Source organism: Devosia honganensis (assembly GCF_042648785.1).
Lineage (GTDB): Bacteria > Pseudomonadota > Alphaproteobacteria > Rhizobiales > Devosiaceae > Devosia > Devosia honganensis.
The window spans coordinates 441,013-456,580 of sequence record NZ_JBHRYD010000001.1 but is presented as its reverse complement, the minus strand read 5'-3'; the positions used below and the strand labels follow the sequence as shown (position 1 = coordinate 456,580).

Below are 15,568 nucleotides of genomic sequence, written 5' to 3'. Positions count from 1 at the left end.
ATCGCCTCAGCGCAGCGGCGAGAACGCGCTGGGCCGCAGGATGCGGCTGGACTGGACGTCGATGAGATCGGTCGTCGCCTGCAAATAGTCCTGCCAGCGCCGGTCTTCGAACATCGCCTGGCGGCGGCGGGCGCGATCGTCGAGCGAGTCATAGGCCCAGAGCGAGACGACGTGATTGAGCTCGCCGATATCGGTGGTGAAATGGCCGATCATGCGCCCCAGATACTGGGTCTGGATCGGCAGGCCGAGCGTCTCATAGGCCTCGAGAAAAATCGCGAGCTTACCCGTCTTGATCCGATAGTCGCGCTCTTCGATGAACATGTTTCCCCCAGCCCGGCGTCGCTGCGCCGACACCCCTTAGCGTTCCCGCCCACGTCTTGGCAAGGTAACCCTTGGCAGCAGGGCCGGGGCGGTGGACGGATGCGGGGACCATCGGCGAGCGAGGTCAAAGCCGGCGCAGCAGGTAGTCGGTTCTGACGGTGCTCTTGGGGTTGAGCGGAACGCCGGTTTCGACGAAGACGGATCGCACGCCGGCGCGCTGGCCGGCGAGGATGTCGGTGTCGAGCTGGTCGCCCAGCATGATGGCGGCGTCGGGGCCGATGCCCAGCCGGTCCAGGGCCGCGTGGATGATGGCGGGGCGGGCTTGCCCAGGAACAGCGGAGAGACGCCGGCGGAAACGGCGATGGAATGGGCGATGGCGCCGGCGCCGGGCTCGAAGCCGTCGGCAAGGGGGCGGATGAGGTCGGGATTGGTGCCGATCAGCTCCGCGCCCTCCAGCACGTTGCGCAGGGCCGTTTTCATCATGGCGTAGCTGAACTGCCGGTCGAGCGCCACCAGCACCGCCTTTGCGCCCTCCTCGACGAGGGCGAGGCCCGATGCGGCGGCGCGGTCCTTCAGCGATTGCGAGCCGATGACATAAAGCCCGGTGCCCCGGGGATATTTCGCGGCGATGAAATCCAGGGCGAGATCGCCCGAGGTCACCACCTGCTCGGGCGCGCACTCGACCCCGAGGCGGCGCAGCTTGGCGACGAATTCGCCGGCGGATTTTTCGGCGTTGTTGGTGACGAAGCAATAGGGCAGGCCCCGGTCGTGCCATTGGCCGAAGCGCTCGACGGCGCCGGGAACCGCCTCCTCGCCCCGATAGACGATGCCGTCGAGATCGGAGAGCACGGCGGAGAATTCGAGCTCCTCTATGGAGCGGAGCCGCTGGGGTGCGCCGGTCATCCGCCTTTGCCTTTCAGATCGGGATCGAGCATGTCGCGCAGCCAGCCGTCGCCCGGGCTTATGGCGCGCGGTGAGAAAGATGACGATATCCGCCGGAATGTCCACCCGTTAGGCCGTGGGATGGGCACCGATCCTTCGGGGTAGAAAAATACTACATAACGCTTTACCTAACGTTTTTGATATGAATAGCTTCCAACTGGATAACAAATTCAATAACGACGTTATTCAGTGGAGGGGAAAATGGTTCGCATCAATCGTAGGAAATTCGTGCTCGCCGGTTCCGCCGTGGCGGGATCGTTCATGCTTCCAGGCTGGGCCTGGGCGCAATCGACGCCGGAATCGGGCTTTTTGCAGGCGCAGGTCGACGCGGGGACGCTGCCCGGGGTAGCCGAGCGGCTGCCGGTCAATCCGCTGGTGATCACGCCGTTCGAGCGGCCCGGCCAGCAGGGCGGGGATTGGAACCACGCGCTGGTGGGCGGCGGCTCGCTGTCCATGCTGGTGCGCTATCAGGGCTACGAGCCGCTGGTGCGGTTCGACCCGGAGTGGAACGGCATCATCGAGAACGTCGCGGAAAGCTACGAGGTCAATGACGACGCCACCGAATATACCATAAGGCTGCGCGAAGGGCACAAATGGTCGGACGGCCACCCTTATACGACCGAGGACATCCAGTTCTGGTACGATGCCTATTTCACCGATGCCGAGACCAGCCTCGGGCGCCAGGGCTTCTGGTATGCCGATGGCGAGCCGGGCCGGCTGGAAGTGATCGACGCGCAGACCTTCAAGGTGGTCTTTGCGTCGCCCAACGGCTTTTTCCTGCAGCAGCTCGCCTGGGCGCAGCAGGACCAGCTCACCCGCTGCCCCAAGCATTATCTCGAACAATTCCATATCCGCTACAATCCCGACGCCGACAAGCTGGCGCAGGAGGCGGGCATGGAGAGCTGGATCGCCCTGTTCCAGCGCGAGGTCGGCTTCCAGGACGACAATACCTTCTTCCAGAATTCGCGCCGTCCCACGCTCAATGCCTGGGTATTCGATTCGGCGCCCGGCGAAAGCACGGAACTGGCGATCGCCACCCGCAATCCCTATTATTTCAAGGTCGATACCGAAGGCACGCAGCTGCCCTATTTCGACCGTGTCGTCTATCAGATGGTCGCCGATCCCGAAGTGCTGCTGCTCAAGACGCTGCAGGGCGAGATCGACATCATGGACCAGTACATCGCCACGCCGGCCAACCGCCCGACGCTGTTCGACGGGCAGGAAAGCGGCGATTACCACTTCTATACGCTCAAGGAGACGGCGGCGAACGTCATGGCGTTCCAGCTCAATCTCAACCATGTGGACGAGACCAAGCGGGAATTGTTCAACACGCTGGAATTCCGCCACGCGCTGTCGCTGGCGGTGGACCGGCAGGCGCTGATCGATGCGGTGTTCATCGGCCAGGGCTCCCCGGCGCAGGCCTCGATCCGGGAAGGCGACCCGCTCTACAATGAGCGGCTGGCCAAGGAGTTCACCGAATTCGATCCGGCCCGGGCCAACGAAATGCTCGACGCCATCATCCCGGAACGCGATGGCGAGGGCTACCGCCTCGACAAGGACGGGCGGCGCGTCACCATCATCTTCGAGATCGATCAGACCCGCACCACCTTCCTCGACATGTTCGAGCTGGCCATTCCCATGTTCCAGCAGGTGGGGATCGATGCGCAGATGCGCACCATGGACCGCTCGCTATGGGAGACGAGGGTGCGCCACGGCCGCGAATACGACGCCACGGCGCACCAGTTCGGCGCCAATTCCGGCCTCGCCGCCATGCTCGATGCGCGCTTTTACGTGCCCATCAACAATAACTGCTTCTACGCTCAGGGCTGGGCTCTCTATTACACCCAGCCCGACAATCCGGACGCGGTCGAGCCGCCCGAGGCCGTCAAGGCCCAGCAGCAATTGTATCGCGATCTCAACGCCACGGGCGATCAGGCGCGGCAGCAGGAAATCATGGCGCAGATCCTCGAGAACGCCGCCGACCTGTTCTTCACCTTCGGCGTCAGCCTGCCGGCGGACGGCTATGGGATCGTCAAGAACAACGTCGTCAACCTGATGCCGGAAATGCCGAACTCGTTCGGCTGGCCGACGCCCGGCCCGGCCCGTCCGGAGCAGTTCTTCAAGAGCTGACCGGCTTTCTTTCATCATCCTCCCGAAGACGCTGGCCCATGGGCCGGCGTCACCCTCAACTCGTACCCTGAAGGCCGTCATGCTCGACACCGTCCCCCATTCCACCGCCAATCTACGCCAGCCCGACTGGTACAAATCGGCGACCCGCTGGACGCAACTGACCCTGGCGGAGGACGATCCGGTGCGCTTCGACCCCGCCTTCTGGATCGACGTGTTCAAGCGCACCCGCTCCAATGCCACCTGCATCAGCGCCGGCGGCTACATCGCCTATTACCCCAGCAAGGTGAACCTGCACTATGTCAGCAAGTTCCTCGGCGATACCGATCCGTTCGGCGCGCTCGTCGAGGGAGCGCGAAGCCTCGACATGCATGTCATGGCCCGGGTCGATCCGCATGCGATCCACGAGGATGCCGCCCGTGCCCATCCCGAATGGGTGATGGTGGATCGCGACGGCAATCCTGCCCGCCACTGGGCCTATCCCGACGTCTGGGTCACCTGCGCCTATTCCGACTACAACTTCAAGTTCATGCCGGAGGTGCTGCGCGAGATCACCGCGAATTATGATATCGACGCCATTTTCGCCAATCGCTGGCAGGGCCATGGCGTATGCTATTGCGATGCCTGCCGCAGCGACTTCAAGGCGGCGTCCGGCCACGACCTGCCTCTGACCAATAGTCTCGAGGATCCCGCCTGGCTGGCCTGGGGCGCCTGGCGCCGCACCAAGCTGAGCCGGCTGGTGGTGGAATGGGACGAGGCGATGAAGGCGATCAAGCCCCACACCAGCTTCATCCCCAATATGGGCTCGGTCTCGCTCATGGAGTTCGACCTGCCCATGATCGAGAAATACTGCCCGTTTCTGTGCGTGGACGACCAGGGCCGGCGCGGCACCGAACCGGTGTGGATGGCGGGCCGCAACGGCAAGCGCATGCGCGCCACCTTCCAGGACCGTCCGGCCATCCTCATCACCTCGATCGGCCCGGAGGAGGCCTATCGCTGGAAGGACGCGGTAACGCTGGGTCCCGAGATCCGGGCCTGGATGGATAGCGGCGTCACCCAGGGCCTGCTGCCCTGGTTCACCAAGTTCAACGGCGTCGTGCCGGACCGGCGCTGGGTCGAGCCGGTGGCCGAGAGCTTCGGCCTGCATGCGCTGCTCGAGCCGGCGCTGGCGGCGACCGCTCCGGTGGCCGAGATCGCCATACTCGATCCCACCACGACCCTGCGCCATCACGATCACCATTCGCGCCGCGCCGCCGAAGCGCATGATCTGGGCTTTTATCACGCGCTGGTCGAGGCAAGGCTGCCCTTCGAAATGCTCTCGGACGCCGCCATGACGCCCGAGCGCATGGACCAGTTCAAGGTGCTGATCCTGGCCAATTCCACCTGCCTTTCGGAGGAGCAGGCCGAGGCGCTCGAGGCCTATGTCAAAAGAGGCGGCTCGCTGGTCGTCGCCTATGAGACCGGCACCCGCACACCCGACAACGACAGGCGCCAGACGCCCCTGCTGGCCGATTTGCTCGGCTATGAGGTGACGCGGCCCTCGCGTGGCCCGGTGAAGAACACCTATGTGGCGCTCAATGGCGATCACCCGATCAACCGGGGGTTCGACGGCGCGGCCCGCGTCATGGGCGGCACGCATCTGATCGGGGTCGAGGCGGTGGCCGATGCCGCCCAGCCGCTGCTCTATGTTCCCGACTTCCCCGACCTGCCCATGGAGGAAGTCTATCCTCGCGAGGAGCCGCAAGGCGCCGCGATCGTCGCGCGCGAGCACCAAGGGGGCGGACGCACCGTCTATATCCCGTGGAATATCGGGGCGATCTTCTGGGAGGTCCTTGCCGGCGACCATGGCCGTCTCATCGCCAACAGCGTGCGCTGGGCCCTGGGCAAGCGGCCCGATGTGGAGCTGGAGGGCAGGGGGGTCGTCGATCTTTCGGTGCGCGCGGGTGCGGGCGAGGTGATGGTGCTGGTCAATAATCTCACCAATCCCATGATGATGAAGGGGCCGATCCGCGAGGTCCATCCGATCGGCCCGCTGACCCTGTCGCTGGCCGTGCCCGAGGGACGCTCGGTCGGCCGGGTCCATCTGGTTTCAACCGGGGAAGACCTGCCCTTCACCCTTTCCAACGGGCGCGTCCGTGCCACCATGGGCGAGTTGGCCACGCTCGAGGCGATTCAGGTCGATTGGAACTGAGCGTAGCGGAGGAGGCGGCGGCATGCTGGGCTATGTGATCAAGCGGATCTTCTACATGATCCCGACGCTGTTCGGGCTCTCGCTGATCGCGTTCATGATCATCCAGCTGCCGCCGGGTGACTATGTGACCTCGATGATCGCCTCGATGCAGGATTCGGGGGCCAATGTGGACCCGCGCCAGATCGAGCGCCTGCGCGAGATCTACGGGTTCAACGACCCCATCTGGGTGCAGTATTTCAAGTGGATCACCGGCATCCTGCTGCGCGGCGATTTCGGCTATTCGTTCGAATGGAACCGGCCGGTCGCCGATCTGATCTGGGAGCGCATGGGCTCGACCCTGGCCATCTCCGTCGCCTCGCTGCTTTTCGTCTGGGCGGTGGCGCTGCCCATCGGCATCTATTCGGCCGTGCGGCGCCATTCGGTGGGGGATTACGTCTTCACCTTCATCGGCTTCATCGGCCTCGCCGTCCCCAATTTCATCCTGGCGCTCAGCCTGATGTATCTGAGCTACCGCTATTTCGGGCAGAGCGTGGGCGGACTGTTCTCGCCCCAATATGTCGAGGCGCCCTGGAGCTGGGGCAAGTTCGTCGACCTGCTCAACCATTTGTGGATTCCGATCATCGTCATCGGCACCTCGGGCACCGCCGCGATGATCCGCGTCCTGCGCGCCAATCTCAGCGACGAGTTGCACAAGCCCTATGTGATCACCGCCAGGGCCAAGGGCCTGCCCGAATACAAGGTGGTGCTGAAATACCCGGTGCGCATCGCACTCAATCCGTTCGTGTCGGCCATCGGCTGGGTGCTGCCGGACCTGGTGTCGGGCGTCACCATCACCGCCATCGTTCTCAACCTGCCCACCGCCGGCCCGCTGCTGCTGCGGGCGCTGATCAGCCAGGACATGTATCTGGCCGGCAGTTTCATCCTGCTCATGGGCGTCCTCACCCTGATCGGCATGCTGGTCTCGGACCTGCTGCTGGCCCTGCTCGATCCTCGAATTCGGTTCACCTGATGACTGTTCATGTTTTCATCGATGGCGAGCCCGACACCGGGCCGACCACTACCCCGCTCAAGGCCGGCGCCGGTTCCGGCGATACCGGCGCGGCCAATCAGTGGCGGCTGGTGTGGTACAAATTCTCGCGCAACAAGCTGGCGCTGGTCTCCGGGTTCGTCATCCTGTTCTTCTGTCTTGTCGGCCTCTTCGCCGAGTTTCTGGCGCCCTCCGTGCCCGATGCCTCGCGGCCGCAATTCACCAATGCGCCGCCCCAGCAATTGGGCTTTTTCGTCACCGAGCCGGACGGGTCGACGCGCTTCCAGCTACACGTCACCGGCTATACGATGGAGGTCGATCCCGCCTCCCTGCGCCGCACCTATGTCGCCGATCCCGAACAGGTGGTGCCGGTGGGACTGTTCGTGCAGGGCGCGCCCTACAGGATGTGGGGCCTGATCAATGCCGACCGGCATCTGCTCGGGCCGCTGGCCGCCGGCGATACCATGTATCTGCTCGGCACCGACCGGCTCGGCCGCGACCTCATGAGCCGGCTGGTCTATGGCACCCGGATTTCCATGTCGATCGGCCTCGTGGGCGTCTGCATCAGCCTGCTGCTGGGCGTGGTGCTGGGCGCCGTCTCGGGCTTTTACGGCGGCGCGGTCGACATGCTGATCCAGCGCATGATCGAGGTCATCTCCTCCATGCCCACCATTCCCCTGTGGCTGGGGCTGGCGGCGGCGATCCCGCTGACCTGGTCGCCGCTGACCGTCTATTTCGTCATCACCCTCATCGTCTCGCTCTTCGGATGGACGGGGCTGGCGCGCGAGGTGCGCGGGCGCTTCTTCGCGCTGCGCGGGGAGGATTTCGTCATGGCGGCCAAGCTGGACGGCTCCTCGGAGCGGCGGGTGATCTTCCGCCATATCCTGCCCTCGCTCACCAGCCACGTGCTGGCCGTGGTCACCCTGGCCCTGCCCACCATGATCGTGGCCGAAACGGCGCTGAGCTTCCTCGGCATCGGCCTCAAGGCGCCCATCGTGTCCTGGGGCGTGCTGCTGCAGGAGGCGCAGAACGTGCGCACCATCGCCAATGCGCCCTGGCAGCTGGTCTGGCCGGCCGGCGCGGTGGTGATGACGGTATTGGCCTACAATTTCCTCGGCGATGGCCTGCGCGATGCCGCCGATCCTTATGAAAGCTGATCCGATGCTCTCTCAGGCAGCAACAGCGCCAGTCGCGGTCGCAGAGGACGATGTGGTCCTCCGCGTCGAAAATCTCAGCCTCGATTTCCGGCTGCGCACCGAGATCCTGCATGCCGCGCGCGATGTCAGCCTCGAGCTCAAGCGCGGCAAGACGCTGTGCCTCGTGGGCGAGAGCGGTTCGGGCAAGAGCGTCACCGCGCGAGCGCTGATGCGGATCATCGACCGCAACGGCACCATCGCCGGCGGCCGCATCGTGCTTTCGGGCGACAAGGGCGCCATCGACATCGCCCAATTGGCGGAGAACAGCCCCGAGCTTCTCGAAATCCGCGGCGGCCGCATCGGGCTGATCTTCCAGGAGCCGATGAGCTCGCTCTCGCCGGTCCATACGATCGGATCGCAGATCATCGAGGCGGTGCGCCTGCATACGCGCCTGGACAAGCGCCAGGCGCGCGAGCGCACCATCGACTTGCTGCGGCAGGTCGAGATTCCCGACCCCGAGCAGATGGTGGACCGCTACACCTTCGAATTTTCCGGCGGCATGCGCCAGCGCGCCATGATCGCCATGGCGCTGGCGGCCAATCCGGAAGTGCTGATCGCCGACGAGCCGACCACGGCGCTCGACGTCACCACCCAGGCCGAAATCCTCGATCTCATCAAGCGGCTGCAGGTCGAGCGCGGCATGGCCATGCTGCTCATCACCCATGACATGGGCGTGGTGGCGGAGGTGGCCGACGAGGTGGCGGTCATGCATTTCGGCCGCATCGTCGAATTCGGCTCGGTCGACGACATCTTCTACAATGCGCGACACGCCTATACCCGCCGCCTGCTGGAATCGACGGTCAAGCTCGAGCAGAACCGCCGCGCATCCGCTCCGGCGGAGGGCGGGCCGGGCAAGGCGGTCGTGCTTTCCGCCCGCAATCTCACCAAGGTCTATGGGGCGGCGCGCACCTGGCTCGGCGGCAAGGGCTATGCGGTCAAGGCCGTGGACGATGTGAGCTTCGATCTGCATGCCGGAGAAAATCTGGGCATTGTGGGCGAAAGCGGCTCGGGCAAGACCACGCTGGGACGCATGCTGCTGCGCATGGTGGAGCCGACCTCGGGGGCCATCACCTTTTTCGGTGACGGCGATGCGCCGGTGGACGTCACCAGCCTGTCCAAGCGCGGTCTGCGCGCCTTCCACCGTCAGGTGCGCCTCGTCTTCCAGGACCCCTTCGCCTCGCTCAACCCGCGCATGACGGTGGGCGATATCGTGGGCGATCCGCTGGTGGTGGGGCGCAAGCTCGGCGGCGCGGCGCTCACGCGCCGGGTATGCGAACTGCTCGAGCTGGTCGGACTCGATCCGGCGATGCGCGAGCGCTATCCGCACGCCTTTTCGGGCGGCCAGCGCCAGCGCATCGGCATTGCCCGCACGCTGGCGCTCGACCCCAGGATCATCATTGCCGACGAGGCCACCGCCGCGCTCGACGTTTCCATCCGCGCCCAGATTCTCGACCTGCTGCTCGACCTGCAGAAACGGCTGGACCTGAGCTTCATCTTCATTTCCCACGACATTTCGGTGGTCCGCTATTTCTGCGACCGGGTGGCCGTGATGCATCGCGGCAGGCTGGTCGAGCTGGGGCCGGCCGAACAGATCTGCACCGCGCCCCGGGAGCCTTATACGCAAAGCCTCATCTCGGCCGTCCCGAGTCCCGATCCGCGCAACAAGCGCATGCTCCACCGCACCCGCTTCACCCAATAGGAGACCGCCGTGCCCCGCTTCGCCGCCAATCTGTCGTTTCTCTATCCGGAAGTGCCGCTGCTCGAGCGCATCGCCAAGGCGGCCGCCGACGGTTTCGGCGCGGTGGAATATGTCTCGCCCTACGAGCTGGACAAAGCTGTTCTTGCCGAGGCTCTCGACAGAGCGGGCGTGGTGCAGGCGCTGTTCAATCTTCCCGCCGGCGACTGGGCGGCGGGCGAGCGCGGCATCGCCTGCCTGCCGGACCGGGTGGAGGAGTTTCGGCGCGGCGTCGACACCGCCATCGACTATGCGCGGGCGCTCGATTGCCCGACGGTCAACTGCCTCGCCGGCATTGCGCCCGGAAACGCCGATCCGGCGCGGCTCGACCGGGTCCTCGCCGACAATCTGGCCTATGCGGCGCCGCGCCTCGCCGAGGCCGGGATCGCGCTGGTGTTCGAGCCGATCAACCGCCGCGACATTCCCGGCTATCATCTCGCCACCACCGACCATGCCGAAAAGATCATGGAAATGGCCGGCGTCGAGAACCTCAAGATCCAGTATGATTTCTATCACATGCAGGTCACCCAGGGCGATCTGATCCCCACATTCGAGCGCCTGTTCGCGCGCATCGGCCACGTGCAGATCGCCGACAATCCGGGCCGCAACGAGCCGGGCACCGGCGAGATCAACTACGATTTCATTTTCAGCACGCTCGACCGGCTCGGCTATGCCGGCTGGGTCGGGTGCGAATACAAGCCGCGCACCACCACGACGGACGGTCTTGGCTGGATGGCGCCTTATCTGCAGGAGAATTGAACCATGAAGATCGCGTTCATCGGCCTCGGCGTCATGGGCCGTCCCATGGCCGGGCATTTGCTGGCGGCAAAGCATGAACTGTTCGTCCATCGCATAAAGGCCGTTTCCCAGCATCTGGTGGATGCCGGGGCGCAGCCGGTCTCCAGCCCGCGCGAAGCGGCCGCCGCCGCCGAGGTGGTCATCCTCATGCTGCCCGATACGCCCGATGTCGCAACCGTTCTGTTCGGCAAGGATGGCGTGGCCGAGGGCGTCAGGGCCGGCACGCTGGTCATCGACATGAGCTCCATCTCCCCGGTCGCCACCAAGGATTTCGCGGCGTGGCTGGCGGAAAAGGGCGTCGACTATCTCGATGCGCCGGTCTCCGGCGGCGAGGTCGGGGCGAAGAACGCCGCCCTCACCATCATGGTGGGGGGCAGCGAGGCGGGGTTCGAAAAAGCCCTGCCGCTCTTCCAGCTCATGGGCAAGAACATCAATCGCGTCGGCGGGGTGGGGGACGGGCAGACCGCCAAGGTCGCCAACCAGATCATCGTCGGGCTCACCATCGAGGCGGTGGCCGAGGCGCTGCTCTTTGCCAAAAAGGCCGGGGCCGATCCGGCAAAGGTGCGCGAGGCGCTGATGGGCGGCTTTGCCTCCTCCCGCATTCTCGAACTGCACGGGGAGCGCATGGTCAGCCGCAGCTTCGATCCGGGCTTCCGGATTCGCCTGCATCGCAAGGACCTGTCGCTGGCGCTCGATGCCGCGCGGGCGCTGGATGTCGCTTTGCCCAATACGGCCGGCACGATGCAACTCATGAACGCCGCCCTCGCGCTCGGCGATGGCGACAAGGATCACTCGGGGCTCATCCGCACTCTGGAGACGCTGGCCGGCGCCGGCGACTGAGCCCCTTATCGCGACGCAGTTTTTTCAGGCGGCGCCTTGGCGCCGCACGGTCCCTCATTGCCCGGAGACACCACGATGCCGCTCGACAAACTTCCCCAGACCCCGTTCGGAGCCGTTTATTTCCGCAAGTCCAATCCGCCCCGCGAGGATTGGGAACGGGATTACGGCGTGGCCGCCGAAGACGGGCTCAACGTCTTCCGCCACTGGTTCATATGGTCGGCGATCGAACGGCGGCCCGGACACTACGATTGGGACGATTATGACCGCCAGATGGACCTGGCCGCCAAAAACGGCATCAAGACCGTCATCGCCGAGCTGACCCACACGGTTCCCGACTGGGCCTACCGGAAATTCGCGCATGCGCGCCAGATCCGCGCCGATGGCCGCCCGCTGACCGCAACGATGGGGGTGAGCGCGGCAGTGGGCGGCTTTGCCCATAATGGCGGCGGGGCCGGGTCGCTCACCATGAACTGCCCGGAGGTGAAGGAAGCCGCCGGCGCCTTCCTCACCGCCCTCGCCACCCGCTACAAGGGGCATCCGGGGCTATTGGGCTACGACATCTGGAACGAGGTGAACTATTCGGCCGATGTCGATTTTTCCGACTATATGCAGGCCGATTTCCGCCTCTGGCTCCAGCGCAAATATGGCGACCTGGAGACGCTGGCCGAGGCCTGGTACCGCTATTCCTATGCCGAGTGGGACGATGTCGAGGCCCCGCGCGAAATCGCCGCCTATCCGCAGAATCTCGATTGGCTGGAATTCAAGCGGGACAATTACTACGGCCAGATGCAATGGCGCATCGACACCATCCGGGCGGTGGACCAGGATTGCCTCATCGCCGCCCACGGCGTGGGCGGGGCCATTCCCAATATGGCTTCCCACGGCTCGGACGACTGGCTGGCGGCCTCCAAGGTCGAGCTCTACGGCCTCACCTGGGTGCCGGGCCGGCGCGGCTTCAAGCCCTGGCAGAACTTCTTCGGCCCCGACCTCACCCGCGCCGCGGCGCGCGGCAAGAAATGGTGGCATGCCGAGCGGCCCGGCGGGCCCTTGTGGATGCAGCCCCAGGTTCTGGGCCGCGACAAGGACGATGCCAGGGTGATGACCCCGGGCGATATCCGCCTTTTGACCATGACCTCGTTTGCCGCCGGCGCCACCGGGGTGATGAATTTGCGCTACCGGCCCTTGCTCGACGGTCCGCTCTTTGGCGCCTTCGGCTCCTACGGCATGGATGGCAGCCGCACGCCGCGTTCCGACATGGCCAGCCAGATCGCCCGATGGGCCAATGCGCCCGAGCAGGGGGAGGTCTTCGCCGCCCGGCCGGTCAAGGGCGATATCGGCCTCTTGGTCATTCCCGAGGCCCAGGCCTGGGACTATCTGCTCAACCACAATCACTGTCCGGAAACCTATCGACAGGCGATGTGGGGCGCCTATCGCGGCTTTTTCGACAACGGCATCCAGGCCGACTGGGTGCATATCGAGGATATCGCCGGCTACGACGTGCTCTATGCGCCATATCCCATCGCCATGAGCGGCAAGACCGCGGCGGCGCTCGCGTCCTGGGTGAAGGCCGGCGGCACGCTGATCTCCGAGGCGACGCCGGGCTATTTCGGTGACCGGGGCAAGGTGGGCACGATCCAGCCCAATAACGGGCTCGACGCGGTGTTCGGCGTGCGCGAGGACGAGGTCGAGTTCATGCCCGATATCGGCGAGCGGATCAAATTCTCCTTTGCCGGCACGCCGGCGCGGGGCGGGGGGTTCCTGCAATCCTATACGCTGGCCGGGGCGCAGGAGCTGGGCCGGTTCGACGATGGCCGCATCGCCATTGCCGAAAACGCCCATGACAGGGGGCGGACCCTCTTGGTCGGCACCCATCCGGGCATCGGCTATTTCACCCATGGCGAGGCCGGCAACAGCGCCTATTTCCGCGCCGTCCTCGCCTGGGCGGGGCGGTCGCCCCGGGTCGCCTGCTCGGACAACCGGCTGCAGGCCCGCCTGCACGAGGACGGCGGCCGCCGCGTGCTATGGCTGCTCAATCCGCTGCGCGAAACGGCCACGGTCAGCGTCCGGGTCGATGGCATTCCGGCAAAGGCGGCGTCGCTCCATTGGGGCGGTACCGAAAGCCTGGTGTCGGACGGCGTCTATGCCGTGCCGGCGCAGGACGTGCTGGTGATCGCGTTGGAAGGCTAATTTCACGGTTCTGTTATGTTGCGTTATGTGAGCGGGGCGCGTATCAGCGCCGGGAAAATCATCGGGGGCCGAATTGCCGCGCGTCACGCTCACCACCATCGCCAAGGCGACCGGCCTGTCCAAATTCGCCGTTTCCCGGGCCCTTTCGGGCAAGAGCGGCGTCAGCGAGCAGACGCGCAAGCGGGTCCATGAGGTCGCCGCCGAACTGGGCTATACGCGCCAGGCCGCCCCGACCCCGGCTTCGGACAAATTGGGCGTGGTCTTTCACGATACCGACCTGATCAATTCCGAGCTGCACCTGCTGGTCCAGACCGGCTTCCAGATGGAAGCGCAGAAACTGGGTTATCAGACCGGCATGGTCTGGACGCATCTGCCCGAGGATATCGGCCGGTTCGCACGCCAGTGCGCCGGGGTAGCCATGGTCGGCCCGCATTTGCGCGAAAGCATGTATCTGGTCCGGGAAATGGGCAAGCCGGTGGCGCGCAATGGCTGGATCGAGCCGCTGGAAGGCTTCGACATGGTCCATGGCACCGACCACGAGGCGGGGGCGGCGGTGGCGCAATATCTGCTGGGCCTCGGTCACCGCCGCATCGCCTATGTGCAGGGCGCGGCGCGCTATCGGGGCCGCAAGGAGCGCTTTTACGGCCTGCGCGAGGTGCTCGAGCAATATCCCGAGGTGCAGTTCCGCCAGATGACCTTCGATGCCGAAACCATGTTCCTCGACCGGCTGCGCGAAATCCAGGCGGATGGCTTCATGCCCACGGCGTTCTTCTGCGCCCATGACGGGCTGGCGCTCACCGCCATGTCCGAGCTGATGCGGCTGGGCTATCGCATTCCCCAGGACGCCACCATAATCGGGTTCGGCGATTTTTCCGCCGCCACGCAGATCACCCCCAATCTCACCACCGTCAAGACCCAGGGCCACGAAATCGGCGCGGGCCTCGCGCGCATTCTCGACGACCGGCTCAAGGGCCGCATCGATCCGGGCATATCCCTGCGCATCATGATCACCGGCCCCATCATCGAGCGCCAGTCCTCCGGCCCCGCCCCGGCCTGACCGCCGCGCGAGGGAACAAATCCGCCGGCGACGCTATTCCCCCTGGAGAACCCGCCATGACGGCGTGCCGCCGTTCATGGTTGCGGTTCCGACACGGGGAAAGACATGATCAAGACCGATACGATCCAGACCGGCATCGCGCTCGACGAGATCAAGATCGTCGTCAATTCGCTCTATCTGAGCCTGTCCTATCTGCTCGACCGCGTTGCCGAGGCGGGCGGGGAAGACGCCGCGCTCGCGGCGCGGGAGGGATTGATCGCTCACCTCCAGAGCGGCGATATCGATATGGCGATCATGGAGGATCGCAAGCTTTTCGACTTCGTCGTCTCCGTGGCCGAGGCGCTTCCCGCTCCCGCGCGGCCCGGCATGGAGCGGGTATAGGTTGCCGAATGGCGCCAGCTCGCTTTTCACCAAAATAAGTGTGCTTATCCTGCAATCAAATTCTGTTGCCTGCTGTTAGGGGAGGGCATAGCCTTGATATGCCGTCCGGGGCACGGCACACGCAGCCATGGCGTCCGGACGATGGAGATGGAGGTCATGCAAAATCTGCTCGATTATCTGCTGCTCCTCGCCGCGCTGGCGGCGTCCTGGCAGGTCCATGCCGCCTTCACCCGGTCGGAGCGGCTCAGCGAGGGGACGGGGCTGGAGGAGATAGGCTCCTCGGGCAAGGGCGAGCCGGAAAAGCGGCAGCCCTGGCCGGCCGATCTGGAAGGACGGTTCGCGGCGGTGTTCGGGCCGGAGGGGCCGGCCGATTTCATTGCCGGGGCCAAGCGGGCCTACGAGCTGATCCTGGCCGCCTTCACCGCCGGGGATTTGGGGCCGGTTTCGTTCCTGCTGGGAGAGAATTTGAACCGCACCTTCGCGCAGATACTGGCCGAGCGGCGCGCGAAGGGGGAGAGTTTTACCAATCACTTCATCGGCTTCGTTTCGGCCGAACCGGTCGATGCCGGGCGGGAGCGCGATCACGTCTGGGTGGAGGTCCGCTTCGTGACGCAGATGGTGTCGGAGCGGCGCGACAGCGCCGGCGCCCTCGTGGAAGGCGATCCGCACCGGGTGGGGGAGACCGCCGAGCTATGGACCTTCTCGCGGCCCATAAAGTCGCGGGACCCCAACTGGCTGCTGGTGGCCACGGGGCCGGACGAGTGAG

At 65.3% G+C, this 15,568-nt stretch carries 13 protein-coding genes and 1 pseudogene; 11 read left to right on the top strand and 3 right to left on the bottom strand.

Annotated elements, in window-relative coordinates:
• Positions 1-6 precede the first annotated feature (6 nt).
• From ACFOOL_RS02200 to ACFOOL_RS02190, 3 genes and pseudogenes are all read right to left on the bottom strand, one after another.
• Positions 7-321 carry an NIPSNAP family protein gene (locus tag ACFOOL_RS02200; RefSeq protein ID WP_380094471.1) on the bottom strand — a complete coding sequence of 105 codons (315 nt, stop codon included), beginning with the start codon at positions 319-321 and terminating at the stop codon, positions 7-9.
• Positions 322-445: 124 nt separating this feature from the next.
• The gene (locus tag ACFOOL_RS02195; RefSeq protein ID WP_380095896.1) at positions 446-601 is read right to left on the bottom strand and encodes an HAD hydrolase-like protein; all 156 of its coding nucleotides are present in this window, start codon (positions 599-601) and stop codon (positions 446-448) included.
• A gap of 278 nt (positions 602-879) precedes the next feature.
• Positions 880-1,224, bottom strand: a pseudogene (locus ACFOOL_RS02190) (HAD-IIA family hydrolase); the annotation flags it as partial.
• A 240-nt stretch (positions 1,225-1,464) separates the two neighbouring features.
• On the opposite strand from ACFOOL_RS02190, the gene ACFOOL_RS02185 reads away from it, so the two are divergent.
• From ACFOOL_RS02185 to ACFOOL_RS02135, 11 genes are all read left to right on the top strand, one after another.
• On the top strand, positions 1,465-3,393 hold the full coding sequence (locus ACFOOL_RS02185; RefSeq protein WP_380094469.1) for an ABC transporter substrate-binding protein: 1,929 nt from the start codon (positions 1,465-1,467) through the stop codon (positions 3,391-3,393).
• 79 nt (positions 3,394-3,472) lie between these two features.
• Positions 3,473-5,581, top strand: a complete 2,109-nt coding sequence (locus ACFOOL_RS02180; protein WP_380094468.1) for a family 10 glycosylhydrolase — start codon at positions 3,473-3,475, stop codon at positions 5,579-5,581.
• A 22-nt stretch (positions 5,582-5,603) separates the two neighbouring features.
• The gene (locus tag ACFOOL_RS02175) at positions 5,604-6,590 is read left to right on the top strand and encodes an ABC transporter permease (RefSeq protein WP_380094466.1); all 987 of its coding nucleotides are present in this window, start codon (positions 5,604-5,606) and stop codon (positions 6,588-6,590) included.
• Positions 6,590-7,765, top strand: coding sequence for an ABC transporter permease (locus ACFOOL_RS02170; protein ID WP_380094464.1), 1,176 nt, complete (start codon positions 6,590-6,592; stop codon positions 7,763-7,765). The genes ACFOOL_RS02175 and ACFOOL_RS02170 overlap by 1 nt, the downstream gene beginning before the upstream one ends.
• Positions 7,766-7,769: 4 nt before the next feature.
• On the top strand, positions 7,770-9,503 hold the full coding sequence (locus tag ACFOOL_RS02165) for an ABC transporter ATP-binding protein (RefSeq protein ID WP_380094462.1): 1,734 nt from the start codon (positions 7,770-7,772) through the stop codon (positions 9,501-9,503).
• Between the two features lie 9 nt (positions 9,504-9,512).
• Positions 9,513-10,298 (top strand): hydroxypyruvate isomerase, encoded by a 786-nt coding sequence (gene hyi / locus ACFOOL_RS02160; RefSeq protein WP_380094460.1) that lies wholly within the window; start codon positions 9,513-9,515, stop codon positions 10,296-10,298.
• A gap of 3 nt (positions 10,299-10,301) precedes the next feature.
• Complete coding sequence (locus ACFOOL_RS02155) at positions 10,302-11,177, top strand: 2-hydroxy-3-oxopropionate reductase (protein ID WP_380094458.1); 876 nt, start codon at positions 10,302-10,304, stop codon at positions 11,175-11,177.
• Positions 11,178-11,252: 75 nt separating this feature from the next.
• The gene (locus tag ACFOOL_RS02150) at positions 11,253-13,364 is read left to right on the top strand and encodes a beta-galactosidase (protein WP_380094456.1); all 2,112 of its coding nucleotides are present in this window, start codon (positions 11,253-11,255) and stop codon (positions 13,362-13,364) included.
• A 73-nt stretch (positions 13,365-13,437) separates the two neighbouring features.
• Complete coding sequence (locus ACFOOL_RS02145) at positions 13,438-14,421, top strand: LacI family DNA-binding transcriptional regulator (protein ID WP_380094454.1); 984 nt, start codon at positions 13,438-13,440, stop codon at positions 14,419-14,421.
• A 105-nt stretch (positions 14,422-14,526) separates the two neighbouring features.
• Positions 14,527-14,802, top strand: a complete 276-nt coding sequence (locus ACFOOL_RS02140; protein WP_380094453.1) for a hypothetical protein — start codon at positions 14,527-14,529, stop codon at positions 14,800-14,802.
• A gap of 156 nt (positions 14,803-14,958) precedes the next feature.
• A complete protein-coding gene (locus ACFOOL_RS02135; protein WP_380094451.1) occupies positions 14,959-15,567 on the top strand; it encodes a Tim44/TimA family putative adaptor protein in 609 nt (202 codons plus the stop codon).
• Position 15,568: the final 1 nt, after the last annotated feature.

Excerpts from the sequence above, each read along its gene's own strand:
- ACFOOL_RS02155 (WP_380094458.1), top strand. The coding sequence starts at position 10,302 with ATGAAGATCGCGTTCATCGGCCTCGGCGTCATGGGCCGTCCCATGGCC.
- ACFOOL_RS02185 (WP_380094469.1), top strand. The coding sequence starts at position 1,465 with ATGGTTCGCATCAATCGTAGGAAATTCGTGCTCGCCGGTTCCGCCGTG.
- ACFOOL_RS02175 (WP_380094466.1), top strand. The coding sequence starts at position 5,604 with ATGCTGGGCTATGTGATCAAGCGGATCTTCTACATGATCCCGACGCTG.
- ACFOOL_RS02170 (WP_380094464.1), top strand. The coding sequence starts at position 6,590 with ATGACTGTTCATGTTTTCATCGATGGCGAGCCCGACACCGGGCCGACC.
- ACFOOL_RS02135 (WP_380094451.1), top strand. The coding sequence starts at position 14,959 with ATGCAAAATCTGCTCGATTATCTGCTGCTCCTCGCCGCGCTGGCGGCG.
- ACFOOL_RS02200 (WP_380094471.1), bottom strand. The coding sequence starts at position 321 with ATGTTCATCGAAGAGCGCGACTATCGGATCAAGACGGGTAAGCTCGCG.
- ACFOOL_RS02150 (WP_380094456.1), top strand. The coding sequence starts at position 11,253 with ATGCCGCTCGACAAACTTCCCCAGACCCCGTTCGGAGCCGTTTATTTC.
- ACFOOL_RS02140 (WP_380094453.1), top strand. The coding sequence starts at position 14,527 with ATGATCAAGACCGATACGATCCAGACCGGCATCGCGCTCGACGAGATC.
- ACFOOL_RS02180 (WP_380094468.1), top strand. The coding sequence starts at position 3,473 with ATGCTCGACACCGTCCCCCATTCCACCGCCAATCTACGCCAGCCCGAC.
- ACFOOL_RS02165 (WP_380094462.1), top strand. The coding sequence starts at position 7,770 with ATGCTCTCTCAGGCAGCAACAGCGCCAGTCGCGGTCGCAGAGGACGAT.